General features: G+C 63.0%; 18 protein-coding genes and 1 pseudogene. 17 read left to right on the top strand and 2 right to left on the bottom strand.

Features of this window, described 5'->3' with window-relative positions:
• The first annotated feature begins 505 nt into the window (after positions 1 to 505).
• From NKI17_RS35680 to NKI17_RS35595, 17 genes and pseudogenes are all read left to right on the top strand, one after another.
• Entirely contained in the window at positions 506 to 1,192 is a 687-nt protein-coding gene (locus tag NKI17_RS35680) for a HyaD/HybD family hydrogenase maturation endopeptidase (RefSeq protein ID WP_352572506.1), read from the top strand.
• Positions 1,192 to 1,524, top strand: coding sequence for a HypC/HybG/HupF family hydrogenase formation chaperone (locus NKI17_RS35675; protein ID WP_023679110.1), 333 nt, complete (start codon positions 1,192 to 1,194; stop codon positions 1,522 to 1,524). Before NKI17_RS35680 ends, NKI17_RS35675 begins: the two co-directional genes overlap by 1 nt.
• 4 nt (positions 1,525 to 1,528) lie before the next feature.
• Complete coding sequence (locus NKI17_RS35670) at positions 1,529 to 1,972, top strand: thioredoxin domain-containing protein (RefSeq protein ID WP_023679109.1); 444 nt, start codon at positions 1,529 to 1,531, stop codon at positions 1,970 to 1,972.
• Between the two features lie 25 nt (positions 1,973 to 1,997).
• A complete protein-coding gene (locus tag NKI17_RS35665) occupies positions 1,998 to 2,843 on the top strand; it encodes a hydrogenase expression/formation protein (RefSeq protein ID WP_023679108.1) in 846 nt (281 codons plus the stop codon).
• Positions 2,840 to 3,061: a rubredoxin gene (locus NKI17_RS35660; RefSeq protein ID WP_023679107.1), complete on the top strand. Its 222-nt coding sequence runs from the start codon at positions 2,840 to 2,842 to the stop codon at positions 3,059 to 3,061. Before NKI17_RS35665 ends, NKI17_RS35660 begins: the two co-directional genes overlap by 4 nt.
• Position 3,062: 1 nt before the next feature.
• Positions 3,063 to 3,641: a [NiFe]-hydrogenase assembly chaperone HybE gene (gene hybE, locus NKI17_RS35655; RefSeq protein ID WP_023679106.1), complete on the top strand. Its 579-nt coding sequence runs from the start codon at positions 3,063 to 3,065 to the stop codon at positions 3,639 to 3,641.
• 50 nt (positions 3,642 to 3,691) lie between these two features.
• Positions 3,692 to 4,771, top strand: a complete 1,080-nt coding sequence (locus NKI17_RS35650; RefSeq protein ID WP_352785076.1) for a hypothetical protein — start codon at positions 3,692 to 3,694, stop codon at positions 4,769 to 4,771.
• Positions 4,771 to 5,112 carry a hydrogenase maturation nickel metallochaperone HypA gene (hypA, locus tag NKI17_RS35645; RefSeq protein ID WP_023679104.1) on the top strand — a complete coding sequence of 114 codons (342 nt, stop codon included), beginning with the start codon at positions 4,771 to 4,773 and terminating at the stop codon, positions 5,110 to 5,112. Before NKI17_RS35650 ends, hypA begins: the two co-directional genes overlap by 1 nt.
• Positions 5,112 to 5,990 carry a hydrogenase nickel incorporation protein HypB gene (hypB, locus tag NKI17_RS35640; protein WP_023679103.1) on the top strand — a complete coding sequence of 293 codons (879 nt, stop codon included), beginning with the start codon at positions 5,112 to 5,114 and terminating at the stop codon, positions 5,988 to 5,990. The genes hypA and hypB overlap by 1 nt, the downstream gene beginning before the upstream one ends.
• The gene (locus tag NKI17_RS35635; RefSeq protein WP_023679102.1) at positions 5,990 to 6,235 is read left to right on the top strand and encodes a HypC/HybG/HupF family hydrogenase formation chaperone; all 246 of its coding nucleotides are present in this window, start codon (positions 5,990 to 5,992) and stop codon (positions 6,233 to 6,235) included. Before hypB ends, NKI17_RS35635 begins: the two co-directional genes overlap by 1 nt.
• Positions 6,232 to 7,377: a hydrogenase formation protein HypD gene (gene hypD / locus NKI17_RS35630; protein ID WP_023679101.1), complete on the top strand. Its 1,146-nt coding sequence runs from the start codon at positions 6,232 to 6,234 to the stop codon at positions 7,375 to 7,377. The genes NKI17_RS35635 and hypD overlap by 4 nt, the downstream gene beginning before the upstream one ends.
• A complete protein-coding gene (gene hypE, locus NKI17_RS35625) occupies positions 7,377 to 8,426 on the top strand; it encodes a hydrogenase expression/formation protein HypE (RefSeq protein WP_023679100.1) in 1,050 nt (349 codons plus the stop codon). Before hypD ends, hypE begins: the two co-directional genes overlap by 1 nt.
• A gap of 2 nt (positions 8,427 to 8,428) precedes the next feature.
• Positions 8,429 to 10,192, top strand: a complete 1,764-nt coding sequence (locus NKI17_RS35620) for an enoyl-CoA hydratase-related protein (protein WP_023679099.1) — start codon at positions 8,429 to 8,431, stop codon at positions 10,190 to 10,192.
• Positions 10,189 to 10,767 carry a response regulator gene (locus NKI17_RS37250; protein ID WP_023679098.1) on the top strand — a complete coding sequence of 193 codons (579 nt, stop codon included), beginning with the start codon at positions 10,189 to 10,191 and terminating at the stop codon, positions 10,765 to 10,767. Before NKI17_RS35620 ends, NKI17_RS37250 begins: the two co-directional genes overlap by 4 nt.
• Complete coding sequence (gene hypF, locus NKI17_RS35605) at positions 10,767 to 13,103, top strand: carbamoyltransferase HypF (RefSeq protein ID WP_352611125.1); 2,337 nt, start codon at positions 10,767 to 10,769, stop codon at positions 13,101 to 13,103. The genes NKI17_RS37250 and hypF overlap by 1 nt, the downstream gene beginning before the upstream one ends.
• Before the next feature lie 268 nt (positions 13,104 to 13,371).
• Positions 13,372 to 15,053 (top strand): annotated as a pseudogene (locus NKI17_RS35600) (ISL3 family transposase).
• Between the two features lie 283 nt (positions 15,054 to 15,336).
• A complete protein-coding gene (locus NKI17_RS35595; protein ID WP_198023618.1) occupies positions 15,337 to 16,302 on the top strand; it encodes a glycosyltransferase family 10 domain-containing protein in 966 nt (321 codons plus the stop codon).
• 137 nt (positions 16,303 to 16,439) lie between these two features.
• On the opposite strand, the gene NKI17_RS35590 is transcribed toward NKI17_RS35595, so the two are convergent.
• Together NKI17_RS35590 and NKI17_RS35585 are read right to left on the bottom strand one after the other, a co-directional pair.
• Positions 16,440 to 16,793 carry a hypothetical protein gene (locus tag NKI17_RS35590; RefSeq protein WP_023679095.1) on the bottom strand — a complete coding sequence of 118 codons (354 nt, stop codon included), beginning with the start codon at positions 16,791 to 16,793 and terminating at the stop codon, positions 16,440 to 16,442.
• A 198-nt stretch (positions 16,794 to 16,991) separates the two neighbouring features.
• The gene (locus tag NKI17_RS35585) at positions 16,992 to 17,459 is read right to left on the bottom strand and encodes an ATP-binding protein (protein ID WP_502894720.1); all 468 of its coding nucleotides are present in this window, start codon (positions 17,457 to 17,459) and stop codon (positions 16,992 to 16,994) included.
• Positions 17,460 to 17,515 lie beyond the last annotated feature (56 nt).

Raw genomic sequence — 17,515 nt, 5'->3', positions numbered from 1 at the left:
CTTTTTGGTGCGCGGGCGGGGGCACTGTGCCCGCCCCCGGCGCGCCTGGTCCCCCCCAATAGCACTCCCCCCCCCCCCCCGGCGGGGGGGGGGGTGCCCCCCCCCCGGCTCTTTTCTTCAAGACGGGTTGCCTTCAAGTCGATCCACACTTCGTCTCGGCTTGCCTCGACACCTCTCCTCCGTTCGACGGGGAGAGGAAGTGCCAACCGCAACGCCCGGCGCCCTTCCTCTATCCCTTTCAGGGCAAAGGTGCGGAGCGAGGCGGAGTGGGGAGGGCGAGTGAACGCAAACTTTCCATCGGCCTGGAATTCGGTTCTCAGTCCGGCCGTTGCCGTATCCGTCAATGGAAGGATACTTTCCGTTTGTGCGGTAAAATCGTCATCGCGCTTTCCATACGCGTCGTTCGCTATCCAGAGATCAACCTATTTCGCAACCATTTGCCGGCCCCCGGCCAATTGGCCCGCCTCTTGCTGCTGGAAGAAAAAGGTCGAAAGGAGGCTTCCCAATGAACGACGCGCCACGGGTGCTCGTGCTCGGCATCGGAAATCTGCTATGGGCCGACGAGGGCTTCGGCATCCGCGTGGTGGAGGAGTTCCACCGGCTCTGCGAAACGGCGGACAACGTCCGGGCCATGGATGGCGGCACGCAGGGCATCTACCTCCTCCAACATATCCGCGAGGCCGACATCCTCGTGGTGTTCGACGCGGTCGACTACGGCTTGGCGCCCGGCACGCTGAAGCTCGTCGAAGGCAGCGAGGTGCCGGCCTTCCTCGGTGTGAAGAAGATTTCGCTCCACCAGACTGGCTTTCAGGAAGTTCTCGCCATGGCCGAGATGATGGGTGACTATCCCGCCCATCTCCTTCTCGTCGGCGTGCAACCGGTCGAGCTGGACGACTACGGCGGCAGTCTCCGGCCCGCGGTGAAGGCTCAGATCGAGCCTGCAATCGAGATCGCCATCGAGTGGCTCGCCTGGCTCGGCGCGACGATCGCCAAGCGCACCGAACCGCTGGCCGAAGAAGAGACGCTCGCCTCGCGCGAAATGCGCATCGGCATCTACGAGAGCGGTCGACCCCGACCGGAAGAGGCCTGTCGTCACGGCGCGCGGCTTCTCGAGAATGGTGCCTTCGCTGGTCCGGCGAATTTCGAGTGCGAGGTCGACGCGCTTTTGCAATCGTCTGGAAGGCAGGGCTGATGTGTGTCGGCGTTCCCTTCCAGGTGGTTGAATGCAGCGGCGGCATTGCCCTGTGCACCGGTCGCAGCGGCACGCGGCGCCTCGATATGACCCTGGTGGGCGACCAGCCAGCGGGTACGTGGATACTCGCCTTCCTCGACACCGCGCGCGAGACTGTCACTGCCGAGACGGCGCGCCTGATCGCCGACGCGATCGAAGCGACGGAGCGTGCGCTCGCCGGCGACACCGACCTCGACCACCTCTTCGCCGACCTGGTCGGCCGCGAGCCGCAACTGCCGGAGCATTTGCGGCCGGGGCAAGCCCTTTCACCGCAAGGCACGGAGGACGCCTGAGTCCATGTTTTCACCCGTTCTCACCATGATGATGGAGCGCCACCGCATCCCGGTGGTTGACGAGGCGAACATCGACGCATTCGCCGAGGCCCACGACCTCACCGCGCTGTTTTTTCCCGGTGACTGGTTGCGGCTCGCCGAGAGCAACGATGTGGCGGTGATCCTCCCGGAGCTGGTGCAGGCCTTCCAGGGCGTGTTCAAGCCCGCCGTGGTATCGCGCGAGAGCGAACGCGAGCTGCAAAGCCGCTATCGCTTCGACGCCTTCCCGGCGCTTGTCTTCCTGAGGAACGGCGAATATCTCGGCGCCATAAAGCGCGTGCTCGACTGGGAAGACTACCTCACTGAGATCGACGGCAAACTGAGGCGCGGGCCGAGCGCGCCGCCGCGTTTCGAGCTTCCCGAAGCCTGCGCGACCCACGACCGTCACGACCACGATCATTTCCAGTGAGCGAAAGCGGCCGGGAGGGCGCATCATGGCAGCATCGCTATTCGGCGGCATCGGGCCGGGTTCACAGCCGAGCGAAGGGGACGGCAGCGACTTGCAGTATATGGAAATGCCGAAGGGCATGGCGACCTCTGCGTCACCCATGTTGCCGGAGAAGGAAAATGTCGCCGGGCTCGAAGCTGCTTTGGCGGTGCTCTCCGCGCTGGCTGAAAGCCTCGGCCGGTCCTCGCCGGATTGCGAAAACGCGGTGCATGATCTTTCCGGCCTCGACGACGCCAATCTTGCGCTGATCGACCAGGCGCTGGGCGAGGGCGAGGTCTTGATCATCTGCGGCGACGACCTGAAGGCTCAGGAGTCGGTGCTCGCCGGTATCTGGCGCGTGCGCCAGACCGGAACGGATGGCAGGCTCGTGCGCGATTTCGTCGAGGTCGGCGCCTTTCCCTCGGCCGTGCTGGAGAGGGCCTTCGCCGGCTGCCGCAATACGCTCGCTGCGCCGGCGACCTATCCGACGGGCGTCTTCAACGCGCCGCCGCTGATTTCGGAGCTCAATGGCCGCATCCCGCTCGTCGGGCCCGACGTCGGGCCGCACGCCATAAACCTGTCGCTGCTGCCGCACACTGAAGAGGACTTGACCTTCCTCGACGGCCTGCTTGGCCACGGGCCGGTGGTCGTGCTGTCGCGTGGCTACGGCAATTGCCGCGTGACCACGACGGGGACGCGCGGCGTCTGGTGGGTGCGCTTCTTCAATTCGACCGACGATCTCATCCTCAACACGATCGAGGTCACGGCCTTGCCGGGGGTGGTCCGCGCTGCGCCCGAGGATATTGCGGACAGCCGCCAGCGGCTCCTCGAAATCCTGGAGGTCTACCGGTGAACGACTCCTTCTTTGCCGGTTCATATGGCGGCGACAATGCCAAGATCGGCCCGATGTCGCGGCTCGAATGCAGGATTTGCTGGCATGTCTACGACCCGGCTGAGGGCGACGACTACTGGCAGATCCCGCCCGGCACGCCCTTCGCCGAACTGCCGGCCAACTGGAGCTGCCCCACCTGTGACGGCTCCAAGCAGGGCTTCATGGTCGTGAGCGATTGACATGGATCATTCGCAAGCCGTCGCTGCCCATCTAGAGTTCGTGTTTCAGCGGATCGAACGGACGGCCATGGCAGGAATTCCGATCCTCAATCCGGCGCTTTGCGTCAGCGCGGTGGGCGTGCGGCAGTGGCAGGGCAAATGGCTCGCGGTTCTTGTCACGCCCTGGTTCATGAACCTCGTGCTTCTACCATTTGGCGACGGGCAAGCGCGCCCGCGCGTGCCTACGGGCACGAAGGAGCATGCATCATTCCCGGCGGGCCGGTTCGAGTTCTTCCGGGCCTATGAAGAGGAGCTCGGCTGCTACCGCATGTGCTCGCTGTTCTCGCCGATGTTCGAATTCGCCGACCAGGAGAGTGCGCAAGAGGCCGCGCGGCAGGTGCTTGCGGAACTGTTCAACCGTGAGGCGGAAGAAGACGAAGACGGCGAGATGATCCGTGTCTGGGAAGGCCGGCTACCTGAGGAAGAGGCAAGCGCGTTGGACGAGGTTGAGACAGCCGGAACACCCGCGAGCTCCCAGCCGGCGAAATTGACCCGCCGCTGGCTGTTCGGTTTGGGCGACAAGGAGGAGACCGCTGCATGAGCGTTGATGGCCGCGTCTCCATCGATCTCGTCTGCGATGGCGGTCGCGTTATGGAAGCCATCGTCACGCCGCCGCGCCCGGTTGCGCTTGGCCCGATCGTGCGAGCCCGGCCGGTGACGGAGGTCATCTCGGCGATCGGTTCGCTGTTCAGTGTCTGTAGTATTGCGCAGTCGGCGGCGAGCGTTGAGGCAGCCGAGGCGGCCCTGGAGATCGGGACGGACCGGCGCACGAAGCAAGCGCGGCGGCTTCTTGTGCTTACCGAAACGCTGCGCGAGCACCTGCTGCGCATTGGCTTGGATACTGCCAGTCTCGCGGGCGAGCCTGCCGACGGTAAAACCCTGCGCCGGTCTATGCGCCTGCCGCAGCGCCTCAAGCAGGCACTTTTTCCAGGCGGGAATGCGTTCGTTCCCGGCGTGTGCGTGGGGATTCCGGGCGCGGACGCTGCCGAAACGGCCGCCGAAGCGAGCCATCTAACGCAGTCCGTGGTCTACGAAGGCGAAAAGCCGCTTGGCGAGATGGATCGCGATGCCTTCGCGCAGTGGGCTATGGAGCGCGGCACGATTGCGGCCCGTCTCATCGCCCCGGTCTTGGCAAGGGGCTGGGCCATGATAGGCCACCCCGAAACGACAAACGGGGGAAACGAACATTTGCCGAAGGAAACGTCGGCCGACACGAGCTGCCTCGCCAGGCAGGCTGGTGCGCCGCTCGTTCGCGCTTTCCTTTCCGAAAACGGTGGAGCCGGCCTGGCCGCGCGGCTGGCTGCCCGCGTGGTCGAGGCATCGACGCTGCCGGCGCAGATCGCCGGAGGGCTCGCGGCCCTGCGGGATGTCGCGGAGGGGTCCGAAGTGCCTACGCGCGAAGTCTTTCGCGACGAGAACGGGGGCCGCTCTGCTACTGCCTTCGCCGAGGCAGCACGCGGCCGGCTGGAACATCGGATTGTTTTGAACGACGACCGAATCGCCGACTACGCCATCACGGCTCCGACCAGCATTCATTTCGCCGAGAGCGGCATTGCCGCGAGCTCGCTTTCGGCGCTCGCTGCATCCAGACGTGAAGATCTGGCGGTCCAGGCCGATCTCCTGGTCCGGGCCATCGACCCCTGCGTCGGCTACGATATCAGGCTCCGCTGATGCACGAGATGGCGATATGCGAGAGCGTCCGTGGCATCATCGAGGAAGAGGCCGCGAGACAGGATTTTCGGAAGGTGGGCCGCGTCTGCATGGAAATCGGGCGGCTATCCGCTGTCGAGGTCGAGGCGCTGAAGTTCGGCTTCGATGTCGTCATGCGTGGCTCTCTGGCGCAAGACGCAAGGCTGGAAATCGTCGAGACGGAAGGCAGGGCCTGGTGCATGCCTTGCGGCCAGAGCGTGCCGATCGCGGCACGCTTTGATCCATGCCCGGACTGCGGAAGCCATCAGCTGCAGGTGACCGGCGGCCAAGAAATGAAGATCAGGGAATTGGAGGTGAGCTGATGTGCACTATTTGCGGATGCGGCGAGGGCGCCGTCCGGATCGAGGGCAAGGCGCATGGCCATCACCATCATCACGGCCACGATCATGATCACCACCACGATCATGATCACGGCCCCCATCATGACGATCATGTGCACGATTGTGGCTCGGGCCCCGGTGGCACCCGTGCGCCGGGCATGAGCCAGGCGCGGATGGTCAAGCTGGAAAAGGATATCCATTCCAAGAACAACGAGTATGCCGATGCGAACAGGAAAATGTTCGCCGAGCGCGGCGTGCTTGCGCTCAACCTCGTCTCCAGCCCCGGCTCTGGCAAAACGACGCTGCTTTGCCGCACGATCGAGGCACTGAAGGGCAAGTTGCCGATCGCCGTGATCGAGGGCGACCAGCAGACTTCCAATGATGCCGACCGCATCCGCGCCACCGGCGCGCCCGCGATCCAGGTCAACACCGGCAAGGGCTGCCACCTCGACGCGCATATGGTCGGCCATGCCGCAGATCACCTCGACCTTGCCGAAGGAGGCCTGCTCCTCGTCGAAAACGTGGGAAACCTCGTCTGTCCGGCGGGCTTCGACCTAGGCGAGGCACACAAGGTGGTGGTGCTCTCAGTCACCGAGGGAGAGGACAAGCCATTGAAATATCACGACATGTTCGCCGCCGCCGATCTCATGATCCTCAACAAGACTGACCTGTTGCCGCATCTCGACTTCGACGTGGAGGCCTGCATCGCCAACGCCCGAAAGGTGAACCCGCGGATCAAGGTGCTGAGGGTTTCCGCGCGCACGGGCGAGGGGATGTCGGACTGGACGGCCTGGATCGGCGCGGTCCGCGCCATGGCGCTAGTCGGCCATCGGCGGGCGGCCGAGCTCGGAGCAGCCTGATGTGCCTGGCCATTCCCGCCCGCGTCGTTGAACTGCTCGATGACGACATGGCCGTGGTCGCGTTCGACAGGGTCACGAAGCGCATCTCATTGGCTTTGGTGGCAGACGTTTCGCTTGGCGATTTCGTGCTCGTCCATGTCGGTTATGCGCTCCACAAGGTGAGCCCCGAGGAGGCCGAGCGCACGCTGCAGCTGATGGCCGAAGCGGGCGTGCTGGAGGAGGGGCTGGAGGAGATTTCGGCGTGAAATATGTCGACGAATATCGCGACCAGGAGCTTGCGAAGACCATCGCCGGCGCCATCGCGATCGAGGCTGATCCGGAAAAGAGCTACCATTTCATGGAGTTCTGCGGTGGGCACACGCATGCGATTTTTCGCCACGGCGTGCAGGACCTGATGCCGCAGAACGTGCATTTCGTGCACGGACCCGGATGCCCCGTTTGCGTGCTTCCCATCTCTCGCCTCGACGATGCGGTGGAGCTCGCCGAGCGGCACGGGGTCATCCTTTGCACCTACGGCGACATGATGCGCGTGCCGGGCACCAAGCAACGCAGCCTGATCCGCGCCAAGGCGGACGGAGCGGATGTCCGCATGGTCTATTCAACGCTCGATGCCCTAAAGATCGCGCGTGAAAACCCCGAGCGGCAAGTCGTCTTCTTCGCCATCGGTTTCGAAACCACGACGCCGCCGACGGCCGTCGCGATCAAGACGGCGCAAGCCGAGGGGTTCAAGAATTTCAGCGTGTTCTGCAACCATGTGCTCACGCCGGCCGCGATCTCTCACATTCTTGAATCGCCGGAAGTGCGGGAACTGGGCATCGTCAAGATTGACGGGTTTCTGGGACCTTCGCACGTCTCCTCCGTGATCGGCTCGCAGCCATATGAATTCTTTGCCGAGGAATTCCAGAAGCCGGTTGTCATCGCCGGCTTCGAACCGCTGGACGTCATGCAGTCCATCCTGATGCTGATCCGGCAGGTCAATGAAGACCGGCACGAGGTCGAGAACGAATATACCCGCGTCGTGACCGAGGAGGGCAACCTCAAGGCGCAGGCACTGGTGAGCGAGGTCTTCGAGCTGCGCAAGACCTTTGACTGGCGCGGCCTCGGCACCGTGCCCTACAGCGCCCTGCGCATCCGCGACGCTTATGCCGATTTCGACGCCGAGAAGCGTTTCGAGCTGTCGGTCAAGGCTTCGCGCCAGGTGAAGTCCTGCGAATGCCCTTCGATCCTGCGCGGGGTGAAGAAGCCGACCGACTGCAAGCTGTTCGGCACCGTGTGCACGCCGCAGAACCCGATTGGCTCATGCATGGTCTCCTCCGAAGGCGCCTGCGCGGCCTACTGGACCTATGGCCGTTTCCGCGAGCCGAAGCTGTTGGAGGCGGCGGAATAATGAGCGCGAACGATCCCAGCCTAGCCGTCACCACCTCGTCGGTCCGCGGCGCGGTGGACATGACGCATGGCGCGGGCGGCCGCGCGATGGCCGAGCTGATTCGGGATATTTTTCAAAGACATCTGGCCAACGAGTTCCTGGCCCAGGCTAACGACGCGGCCCTGCTCGGCACCGTCTGCGGACGCCTGGTGATGGCAACGGACGCGCATGTCATCTCGCCTCTGTTCTTTCCGGGCGGGGATATCGGAGCACTGGCGGTCCACGGCACGATTAACGACGTCGCCATGATGGGCGCGCGGCCGCTCTGGTTGTCCGCGTCCTTCATCCTGGAGGAAGGTTTTCCGTTGGCCGAACTGGAAAGAATAGTTGTTTCAATGGCTTTTGCCGCCCGGGAAGCAGGCGTACCCGTGGTTACGGGCGACACCAAGGTGGTGGAGAAGGGCAAAGGCGACGGCGTTTTCATCTCCGCGACCGCTGTTGGCGTGCTGGCGGACGGCACAGACATCTCCGGAAGCAATGCCCGGCCGGGCGATGCAATCCTTGTCTCCGGCACCATGGGCGACCACGGAGTCGCAATCCTGTCGAAGCGCGAACACCTTGATTTTGAAACGGAAATTATCTCCGACAGCCAAGCTCTGCACGATCTGGTGGCGGCGATGCTTGGCTCCGTTCCTGGTATCCGGGTGTTGCGTGACCCCACGCGCGGCGGACTGTCGGCGACGCTGAACGAAATCGCGCAGCAGTCCAAGGTCGGAATGGTAATCCGGGAAGCGGCGGTTCCGGTGAAGCCGGAGGTCGCGGCGGCGTGCGAACTGCTCGGCCTCGACCCGCTGAATGTTGCCAACGAAGGCAAGCTGATCGCCATCTGCGTGGCGCAAGACGCGAAGACTTTGCTCGCCGAGATACGCGCTCATCCCATGGGCCGGGATGCCGCAATCATTGGCGAAGTCGTCACAGACCAGCATGCGCTGGTGCGGATGAAAACGAGACTTGGCGGTATGCGCGTGGTCGACTGGATCGCCGGGGAACAGCTCCCGAGGATCTGCTGAAGATGCGCATTCTGCTTCTCGTCACCGCCTTCAACGCCTTGAGTCAGAGGATTTTCGTGGCGCTTGGCGAGCACGCACACGAGGTCTCGGTCGAGATGGACGTCAACGACGAGCGGACCATGGAGGCGGTAGATTTGTTTCGGCCGGACCTCGTTATTGCCCCGTTTCTGAAGCGGGCAATCCCGAAAGAAGTCTATGAAAATCGATGCTGTATGATCGTTCACCCAGGCATCGTCGGCGACCGCGGCCCCTCCGCGCTGGACTGGGCGATGGTGGACGGGGCGACGCAGTGGGGTGTCACGGTGCTGGAAGCGGCGGCCCAAATGGATGCGGGGCCGGTCTGGGCGAGCGCCACCTTCGCGATGCGAAAGGCGACGAAATCGAGCCTCTACAGCAACGAGGTGACCGACGCGGCGGTGACGGCGGTGCTCGAAGCGATCGCGCGGTTCGAGCAGGGCGAAAAGCCGATTGCCCTGGAAGAACAATCTGTAGCGCCGCTGGGCCGGTGGCGGGACGCGATCAAACAGGCGGACCGGCGGATCGATTGGGCTGCCGACACGACCGAAACGGTGCTGAAGAATATCGCAGCAGCCGACGGCGCGCCCGGCGTGCGGGACGAACTTTTCGGCGAAACGGTCTTCCTTTTCGACGCGCGAGACGCACGTGAACCAGGGGGTGACTTGCCTCTCGCGCGGGGTGAACGGGGCAAGATATCGCTCCCCGAGCCGGGAGTGGTCGCCGCCAGAAGCGGGCCGGCGATCGCCATCGTCACCGGCGACGGCGCGTTGTGGATCGGCCATGTCCGGCATCCCAATTCGCCACACCCGTTCAAGCTGCCGGCGACCATGGTCTTCGCGAAGGAAGTTGCAGACCTGCCGGAGATCCCGCTCAATTCACCGGGCGGTTATCAGGACATCATCTACGAAGAAGAAGCTGCGGTCGGCTATCTGCACTTCCCCTTCTATAACGGTGCAATGGGAAAGGACGCCTGTCGAAGACTTTTGGACGCTTATACAAAAGCGACGGAGCGTCCGACCAGGGCGATCGTGCTGTGCGGAGGGCCGCAGTTCTGGTCCAACGGGCTCGACCTCAACCGGATCGAGGCGGCCGACAGCGCGGCCGACGATTCCTGGGTCAACATCAATGCCATCGACGACCTCGCCGATGCGATCATCCGCACGACAAGCCACATCACCGTAGCAGCGCTTGCCGGAAATGCGGCAGCGGGCGGCGTGTTTCTCGCCCGCAGCACCGACCAGCTCTGGATGCGCTCGAGCGTCATCCTCAACCCGCATTACAAGGACATGGGCAATCTCTACGGCTCGGAGTTCTGGACCTATCTCCTGCCGAGCTGCTGCGGGACTGAGAATGCCCGCCGGATCGCGGCAGCGCGCCTGCCGATGGGCGCGAAGGAGGCGCTGAATCTGAATCTGGCCAACCGGGTGTTCGCGGGGGCAAGCGAGCTGTTCACGGCGCAAGTGAGGGCGTCGGCTGCCGCGCTGGCCGGGAGCGAAGAGTTTCCGGGGTTGCTCGCCGAAAAACAAGCCCGGCGCGCAGCCGACGAGGCGGCCAAGCCGCTTTGCGCCTATCGCGAGGAGGAGCTTTCGCGGATGCGCCGCAATTTCTATGGCTTCGACCCAAGCTACCACGTCGCGCGGCATAATTTCGTGCACAAGGTGCCGAAGTCGCGCACCCCAGTGACGATCGCCCGCCACCGCGACGTCGCCTGGCAGGCCGGCCGGGAGGGAAGGAAAAAGGCATCGTGAGCGACCTGCCGGGCATATTGATCGTCGACGACGAAATCCGCTCGCTGGAGGCGCAACGGCGCGTCCTGAGCGAGGATTTCGATGTCCACGTAGCCAGCGACACCAAGGCCGCCAGCTCGATCCTGGAGATGGAATGGATCCAGATCATCCTGTGTGACCAGCGCATAGCCGGCACCTGCCGCACCGAGTTCCTGAAGCAGGCGCGCACCCGCTGGCCGGACATCGTGCGCATGATCATCTCGGGCTACACCGACGCGCATGACACCATCGACGGCATCAACGAGGCCGGCATCTACCAGTACATCACCAAGCTCTGTCATCCGGAAAACCTCACGCTCACGCTGAAGAACGGGGTGCAGCTCTTTCTCCAGATCGCGGTTCGTCGCCGCCACCACGCGCAGATCGACCTGCTCTACGCATTGCAGAACTTTTCGCCACGCGACTGGGCCGGCAATCGTGGCCCGCTGGAGCTGGCGCTCGAAGGTGCGCCGGTGCGGCTCGGCGAGACCGAGCCGGTTGCAGTCCAGCACATCGTGCGGTCGTTGGACCCGTGCATAGTGTGCACGGTGCGCTGATGGGCCCGCCGCTCGCCGAGCCCGCAGTGGAGGGACGCCTGGTCCGGGTGACGGGGCTGGTGCAAGGCGTCGGCTTCCGGCCGACAGTGTGGCGCATCGCGACCGCTATGGGGCTATCGGGTCACGTCCGCAACGATGCTGCAGGCGTGGAGATCGCGCTGTGGTGCAGCGATGCCGAGTTCGAGACCTTCGCGGACAGGCTAAAGGCGCAATGCCCGCCGTTGGCGCGGATCGACGGGATCGAGACGGCGACGCTTGAGGGGCCGCGGCCGGCGGGCGGCTTCGCCATAGCGGCGAGCGCGGGCGGGCGGGTGAAGACCGGCATCGTGCCCGATGCCGCCTGCTGCCTGGAATGTCTTGCGGAAGTGCTCGACCCCAAGGACCGGCGCTATTTCTACCCGTTCGCCAATTGCACGCATTGCGGGCCGCGTCTGTCAATCGTCAAGGCTATCCCCTATGACCGCCGCTCGACCGCTATGGCACGATTTTCGACCTGCGAGGAATGCCGGGCCGAGTATGAAAATCCGGCCGACCGCCGCTATCACGCCCAGCCGATCGCCTGCCCGGCCTGCGGCCCGCGCGTCTGGTTGGAAGGTCCAGACCACGTCGTGGTCGGCGGCGGCCCGCAGGCGGTGATCCGCGAGGCGGCGGCGCTGATCGGGGAAGGGCGGATCGTCGCGATCAAGGGCATCGGCGGGTTCCACCTCGCCTGCGACGCGACGGACGAAGCGGCGGTGGCGCAGCTGCGCGCCCGCAAGAAGCGCGACGGTAAGCCGTTCGCGCTGATGGCGCGCGACTTGGAGCAGCTTGCCGAATTCGCGGAGCTGTCGGGCGAGGAGCGCGTGGCGCTTGCCGCCCGAGCGGCGCCGATCGTGCTGGTGAAGCGCCGTGACAGCTGCGGCGTTGCGGCGGGCGTGGCGCCGCAGCACGAGCGGCTCGGTTTCATGCTGCCCTACACGCCGTTGCATCATCTCTTGCTGCGGGCGCTGGACGGTCCGGTGGTGATGACCTCCGGCAATCGTTCGGGCGAGCCGCAATGCACGGACAATGACGAGGCGCGGCAGGAGCTTGCCGGGATCGCCGACTTCTGGCTGATGCACGACCGCGAGATTGTCAACCGGCTCGACGACAGCGTGGTGCGATTCGACGGGCACGGCATTTCGGTGTTGCGGCGCGCGCGCGGCTTCGCGCCGGAGCCGCTGGCGCTGCCGGCGGGCTTCGATGGCCCGGTCAGGGCGCTGGCTGCGGGCGGCGACCTAAAGGCCGCGTTCTGCCTGGCGGGCGACGGCAACGCGCTGCTGTCGCAGCATCTCGGCGACCTCGACGAGCTGAAGAACCAGAACGCGTGGAGGCAGGCGTTGGGGCTGTATCGAAGCCTGTTCGACACGAAGCCGGACCTCATTGTGGCCGACCGGAATCCGGGCTACCGTTCGACCCAGCTTGCCATGGAGCTTGCCCGTGAGACCGCGGCGAGGTTTGTGCAGGTCCAGCACCATCACGCGCATCTCGCCTCGTGCCTTGCCCAGCACGGCCGCGCAATCGACGCACCGCCGGTGCTGGGCATTATCCTCGACGGTCTCGGATACGGCGATGACGGCACGATCTGGGGCGGCGAGTTCCTGCTCGGCGGCTATCGAGGGTTCCGGAGGCTGGCATACTTCGAGCCGGTCGCCATGCCCGGCGGCGACAAGGCCAGCCTCGAGCCGTGGCGCAATGCCTATGCGCATCTGCGGGCGGCTTTCGGTCCGGATTTCCTGGCCAAGCTTCCTGCCGATCGGCCCTTCGTCCCCGCCTTGGCCGAAAAGCCGCTTCGGGTGCTGGACCGGATGATCGAGAGGGGCGTCAATGCTCCGCTTGCCTCCTCGGCGGGGCGGCTTTTCGATGCCTGCGCGGCAGTCCTCGGCATCTGTTTGGAGCGCCAGAGCTACGAGGGGCAAGCCGGCATGGAGATGGAGGCGCTCGCCAGCCCGTTCATGGATGCGGCCGAGGCTTGGCCAGCAACCTCGCGGAAGGGACCGGTTATCTCCTGGAAAGGTCTGTGGGAAGCGCTTCTTTGTGATCAGGCTTTGGGCGCCGAAACCGGGCTGATTGCTGCGCGCTTCCACAGGACGCTGATAGAGATCATCTCGCGGAAGGCCATCGGACTCACTAACGAAAACGGCGTCGGCACGGTCGCACTGTCCGGTGGCGCTTTCCAGAATCGGCTGCTGCTCAAAGGCGTACTTGCCGAGCTCACAGTCGCAGGATTGGAGGGGCTGGCGCACGTAAGCATTCCCGCAAACGACGGCGGTCTGGCGCTCGGCCAGGCAACGATCGGCCTAGCCCTTTCGCATTGAGACCAATCGTTGAAGAAAAAATATCAGCATCGTCCAAATAAGGCGCTGCGCATTGTGACGTGCGGCGGCCAGCTTTGCGCATTTCGTCCGGGCCGTGAGTGGCTGATCGCGTATGGCCGGGTAAAAGGACTAGCCAGGAATGATGCTCCGAGGGAATCGTCGAGGACGGGTACGCAGCCAAGGATCGTGTCGCTTGGCAGTTAATGGGGCTCTGCCTCACTTTGTGTGGTTCATTCGCCGTTGGCGAGGGATGCCGCTATGTGCGGGCATGCGAACGAAAACAAAATGGTCCCCCGGCCCAGGGGCTAAAATACGGGGTGTCGCGCTCACTGATGATGACAGTTGGCTTGTTTCCGCTGCCGGACCGGCGTTCGGCATTTTGCCCAGATTGCGGACGACGGACCCGAAGTCGGCATGGCTGGTCCAACCGCAGCCTTCAGAATCTGCCGGTCCAGGGCAAGACCGTGACGGTGAAGCCTCGGTTGAGCCGCTGGCGGTGCGCACATCAGAAATGTGAACGACAAACATTCACCGACCGTCTGCCGACGATTGCTTCCCCTTGGAGGGTCGCGGAGATTGTCGGTCTGCTCGGCCATAGCACCGGCGGCCGTCCCGGCGAGCGCTTGATGCGACGGCTCGGCATGCCGGTCTGCGACGACACTATCCTGTGGCAGCTGAAGCGAGATGCCGCGGTCGCTCACAGCAACTCCACCATTCGGGTCGTTGGCATCGATGACTGGAGCTGGCGGCGATCATGGCGCTACGGCACGATGATCGTGGACCTGGAGCGCCATTCGGTTGTCGACATCCTGGATGACAGAAGCGTGGCGAGTGCGTCGCAATGGCTAGAGCGGCACCCTTCCGTCGAGATCGTGAGCCGAGACCGATGCGGGCTCTATGCGCAAGCTGTTCGCGAGGGTGCACCGCAAGCGCGCCAGGTGGCTGATCGGTTCCATCTCATGTAGAATCTGCGGGTCGCAATCGAGGAGCAGATGAGCCTTTCGGGCCGCGCCACGGGGCCTGCATTGCTGCCCGATAAGGGTATCGGGAGCGCGCAAGTCGATCTGATGCAGGATGATCCGCACGTTGACGCAACGCATCGGCGCCGGGTGCGCCACGCTCATCGACAATCGCGGCAGACGGTGTTCGAAATGGTTCACGCCTTGCGCAAGGAAAGGGCTGTCCTGTTCCGAGATCGCCCGTCGTACCGGCTACGGCCGGCGCAGCATCGCCAAATGGCTGAATTTCGACACGCCACCCGACCGACGCAGGGCCGCGTCGAGCCGACGTCACCCTTATATTTCGAGGCGTTTCTTAGCCAGTCCTGGAGAGACGGCAATCGCTGCGGACGACACCTGTTCCACGATATCAAACAGCGCGGCTACACGGGCAGTTTCTCGAATCTGGAGCGGCTTCTCCCAAGCTGGCGCCGCGCCGAGAGGACGGGCGAGGACAGTGCGTCGCCTGCTTCGATCATACGCCATCAACCAGCCCGCGATGCTGTCCCCATCCAGGATCCGGCGACCGGCCATGTGATCTCGCCGGTAGTCGCCGCGGCCCTCTGCATGAAGGCCCGGGGTATGCTGACGATCAACCAGGCGAGAAAGGTCGACGTCCTGAAGCAAGGATCACATGAGTTTGCCACGATGCGCAGGCTTGCCATGCGCTTCCGCGGCATTTTGCGGGGCCTGTGAATTGGACAAGCTCGACACTTGGATCGAGGATGCCGTCAACTCCGGGCTCGTCGCCATCACGCGTTTCGCTCGGGTCCTACGCCGTGACGTTGACGCCGTTCGCAATGCCATTGAATTACGGTGGAGCAACGGCCAGGCGGAAGGGCAGATCAACCGCCTGAAGACGATCAAGCGTGCGATGTACGGCAGAGCGGGCTCCGAACTCCTTAGGGCACGCATGCTGCCACTCAACCGGCCTGATCACCACACAAAGTGAGGAAGAACCTGGTTAAGTGCAAAGCGACAATTGCCTCGACGGCGGGTCCCGGCAGGTTTATGCTGCCCAATGTTACCGCAACCCGGAATGGTGATTGAGTACCTTCACGAGTGAAGGGATTCCCGCGGTCTTAGAGATGAGTTGTCGAATGGCGCGAAGTCGCACAGAATCGTGTGTTTGATATCGATCAGGATCGCGAGCTATTTCAGGCGCAGAGAGGTGTTGCGCCCGATGCACAAGTTGCTCCCGGTCCAACGGAAGTGAATGGGGTGGAACTGCTTTGTTGGCCAAATTGTTGACGGAACGTCCGGCGCCCATTGTTGCTACATGTCTGGATTCTTGGGGCGTTTTGGATGATGCAATCCACCATCTCACTCCAAAGGGCAGTGGAATCTGGAACAATGTCGCTTTTGTACGCACGACATCCTTCGTGCCCGATTGGCATATCGTCTTTAACTCTGCTTCTCTTTTTGGGCTCCCTGTTGATATCGAGGCGAGCCCAAACAGGACAATTTTTGCAATCGGCGAACCGCCGACGAAAGCTCATCGCGCATTTCATGAAGGGCAGGGGAAAAATACTATCGTCCTGACGTCTGACGCAGAGCTGGCTGCTCGGCAGAATGCAGGGCGCCGATTCGTTTTGGCTCCACCTATCACTCGGTCTTGGTCTGTAAACAAGACATATGACCAACTTCTGGTCAGCGAAGTCGTGGACAAGCCGCTTCGGCTCTCATGGATTACCAGTAACATCGCCCTGCTTAAAGGGCATCGATATCGGCTGGCGTTTCTGGAACGGCTGAGAGAGGAGCTCGATTTTGACCTGTTCGGCCGAGGTTTTCGGCTGATTGGAGATAAATGGAACGCACTCGCACCTTACCGTTACAGTATAGCTTTCGAGAATACTCGTGCTGATTACTATTTCACAGAGAAGCTTATGGACTGCTTCGTTGCTGAAACAATGCCGATCTATTACGGCAGCCCGGCAATCACGAGGTTCTTCCCTTCGGACTCAATGGTTCTGATTGACCCAGAGGACAAGAACGTAATCCAAAAAATTCAAGAAATCATCAACTCGGACCTCTGGAAGGAGCGTCGCGGCGCAATACGAGAGGCGAAGCGGTTGGTCCTCGAGAAATACAATACGTTTGCTTATCTCGCGGGCTTCATCGAAAGCGTTCAGGATAAACCCTTACCGCCAGAAATTATACACATCGATTCGCCTGAGGTCGATTTTGGAATAGACGAATGAAGCACTCCAACGCTCGCTTCGCGTGCCCGGCGGTTGGTGGTCTGGCGAGATCGGTACGGAAAGCTCGGCGGAGAATGCCTACTGCGCAGAACGGCCGGTACGGGCGCACGAGGTCATGCGCCCCCGGCTGCCGCTGATTAGACGAACTGGGGAAGGCCAGGAACTGAATTGAGGACCTCGTCCACGAGTTCGTCGCCGACACGTTCCTTGGTGAAGGCGATCGTCTCGTTGGCGAGGCCGGCGATCTTTGCCATGCTGAGACCCTCACTCATCAATTGCTGGCCGAGCCCCATAAGGCCGCCACCCTCTGGGTCGTCGCCATGATACTTCGCTACTAATTCCGAAGCTCCCGGAATGGCCTCGATCATGCGGGCAACGGGACCGTCGGCCGCGTGGCTTTGCAGGAAACCCAGCATTAACCCAACGGCCTTCTCTGCGAGAGCCGGGCCGATGCCGGCACCAGTGGCGATGCGCGGTAAGAATTCTTCCATGCAGGGTCTCTCTCTCTTTACACGGGGCCGGTCCGGCGCCCAGCGCCCTTGGCCGAACCACAATTGAACTCCACAAAAATAGGCCGAGCGGAAGTGCTATTGCGCGTAAAACCGCCTCTGTCAACGCAAGCTGCGTCGGACGTGCGTATTTCGCAAAAACGAGACAGTCGTTCCGCTAAATCGGGGACAGCAGTTTCACTAATTCGCGGACAGCAGGATGGGGTCGGCGCTCGGTTGCCTGGTTGAAGTCATTTGCGATTGATTTCGCCGTTTTCGGCGCCGGTCAAGGGCGGCGGTGTTTTTTGCTTTCTCATGCTCGCCGATCATGGCGTGCCACTGGGCGATCGGCAGTTGGGCGGTGATCAGCGTTGATTTCCGGCGATAGCGTTCCTCGAAGATTTCCAGCAGATCGAGACGCTGCTGGTCGGTCAGGCTGTGGGTGCCCCAGTCGTCAAGGATGAGCAGTTGCACCCGAGCCAGCTTGTCGATGAGACGGGGAAAGCGGCCGTCGCGACGCGCCAGGGCGAGATCTTCGAACAGACGCGGCATGCGCAGGTAGAATGATTCGAGCCGGGCGGCCTGACGTCCGAAGGCGCAGGCCAGCCAAGTCTTTCCGGTGCCGGTCGGACTGGGCTCATAATGCCCGTTATCAGGATGGCGAGGCAAAGAAGATTGTCCGTTACGCCTTTCATCCACGTTCGGGCGGGGAGATTTTCGTCACA

It is taken from the genome of Mesorhizobium sp. M0816, from assembly GCF_040320005.1.
Classification (GTDB): domain Bacteria; phylum Pseudomonadota; class Alphaproteobacteria; order Rhizobiales; family Rhizobiaceae; genus Mesorhizobium.
This window is presented reverse-complemented; position numbering and strand designations above follow the sequence as displayed.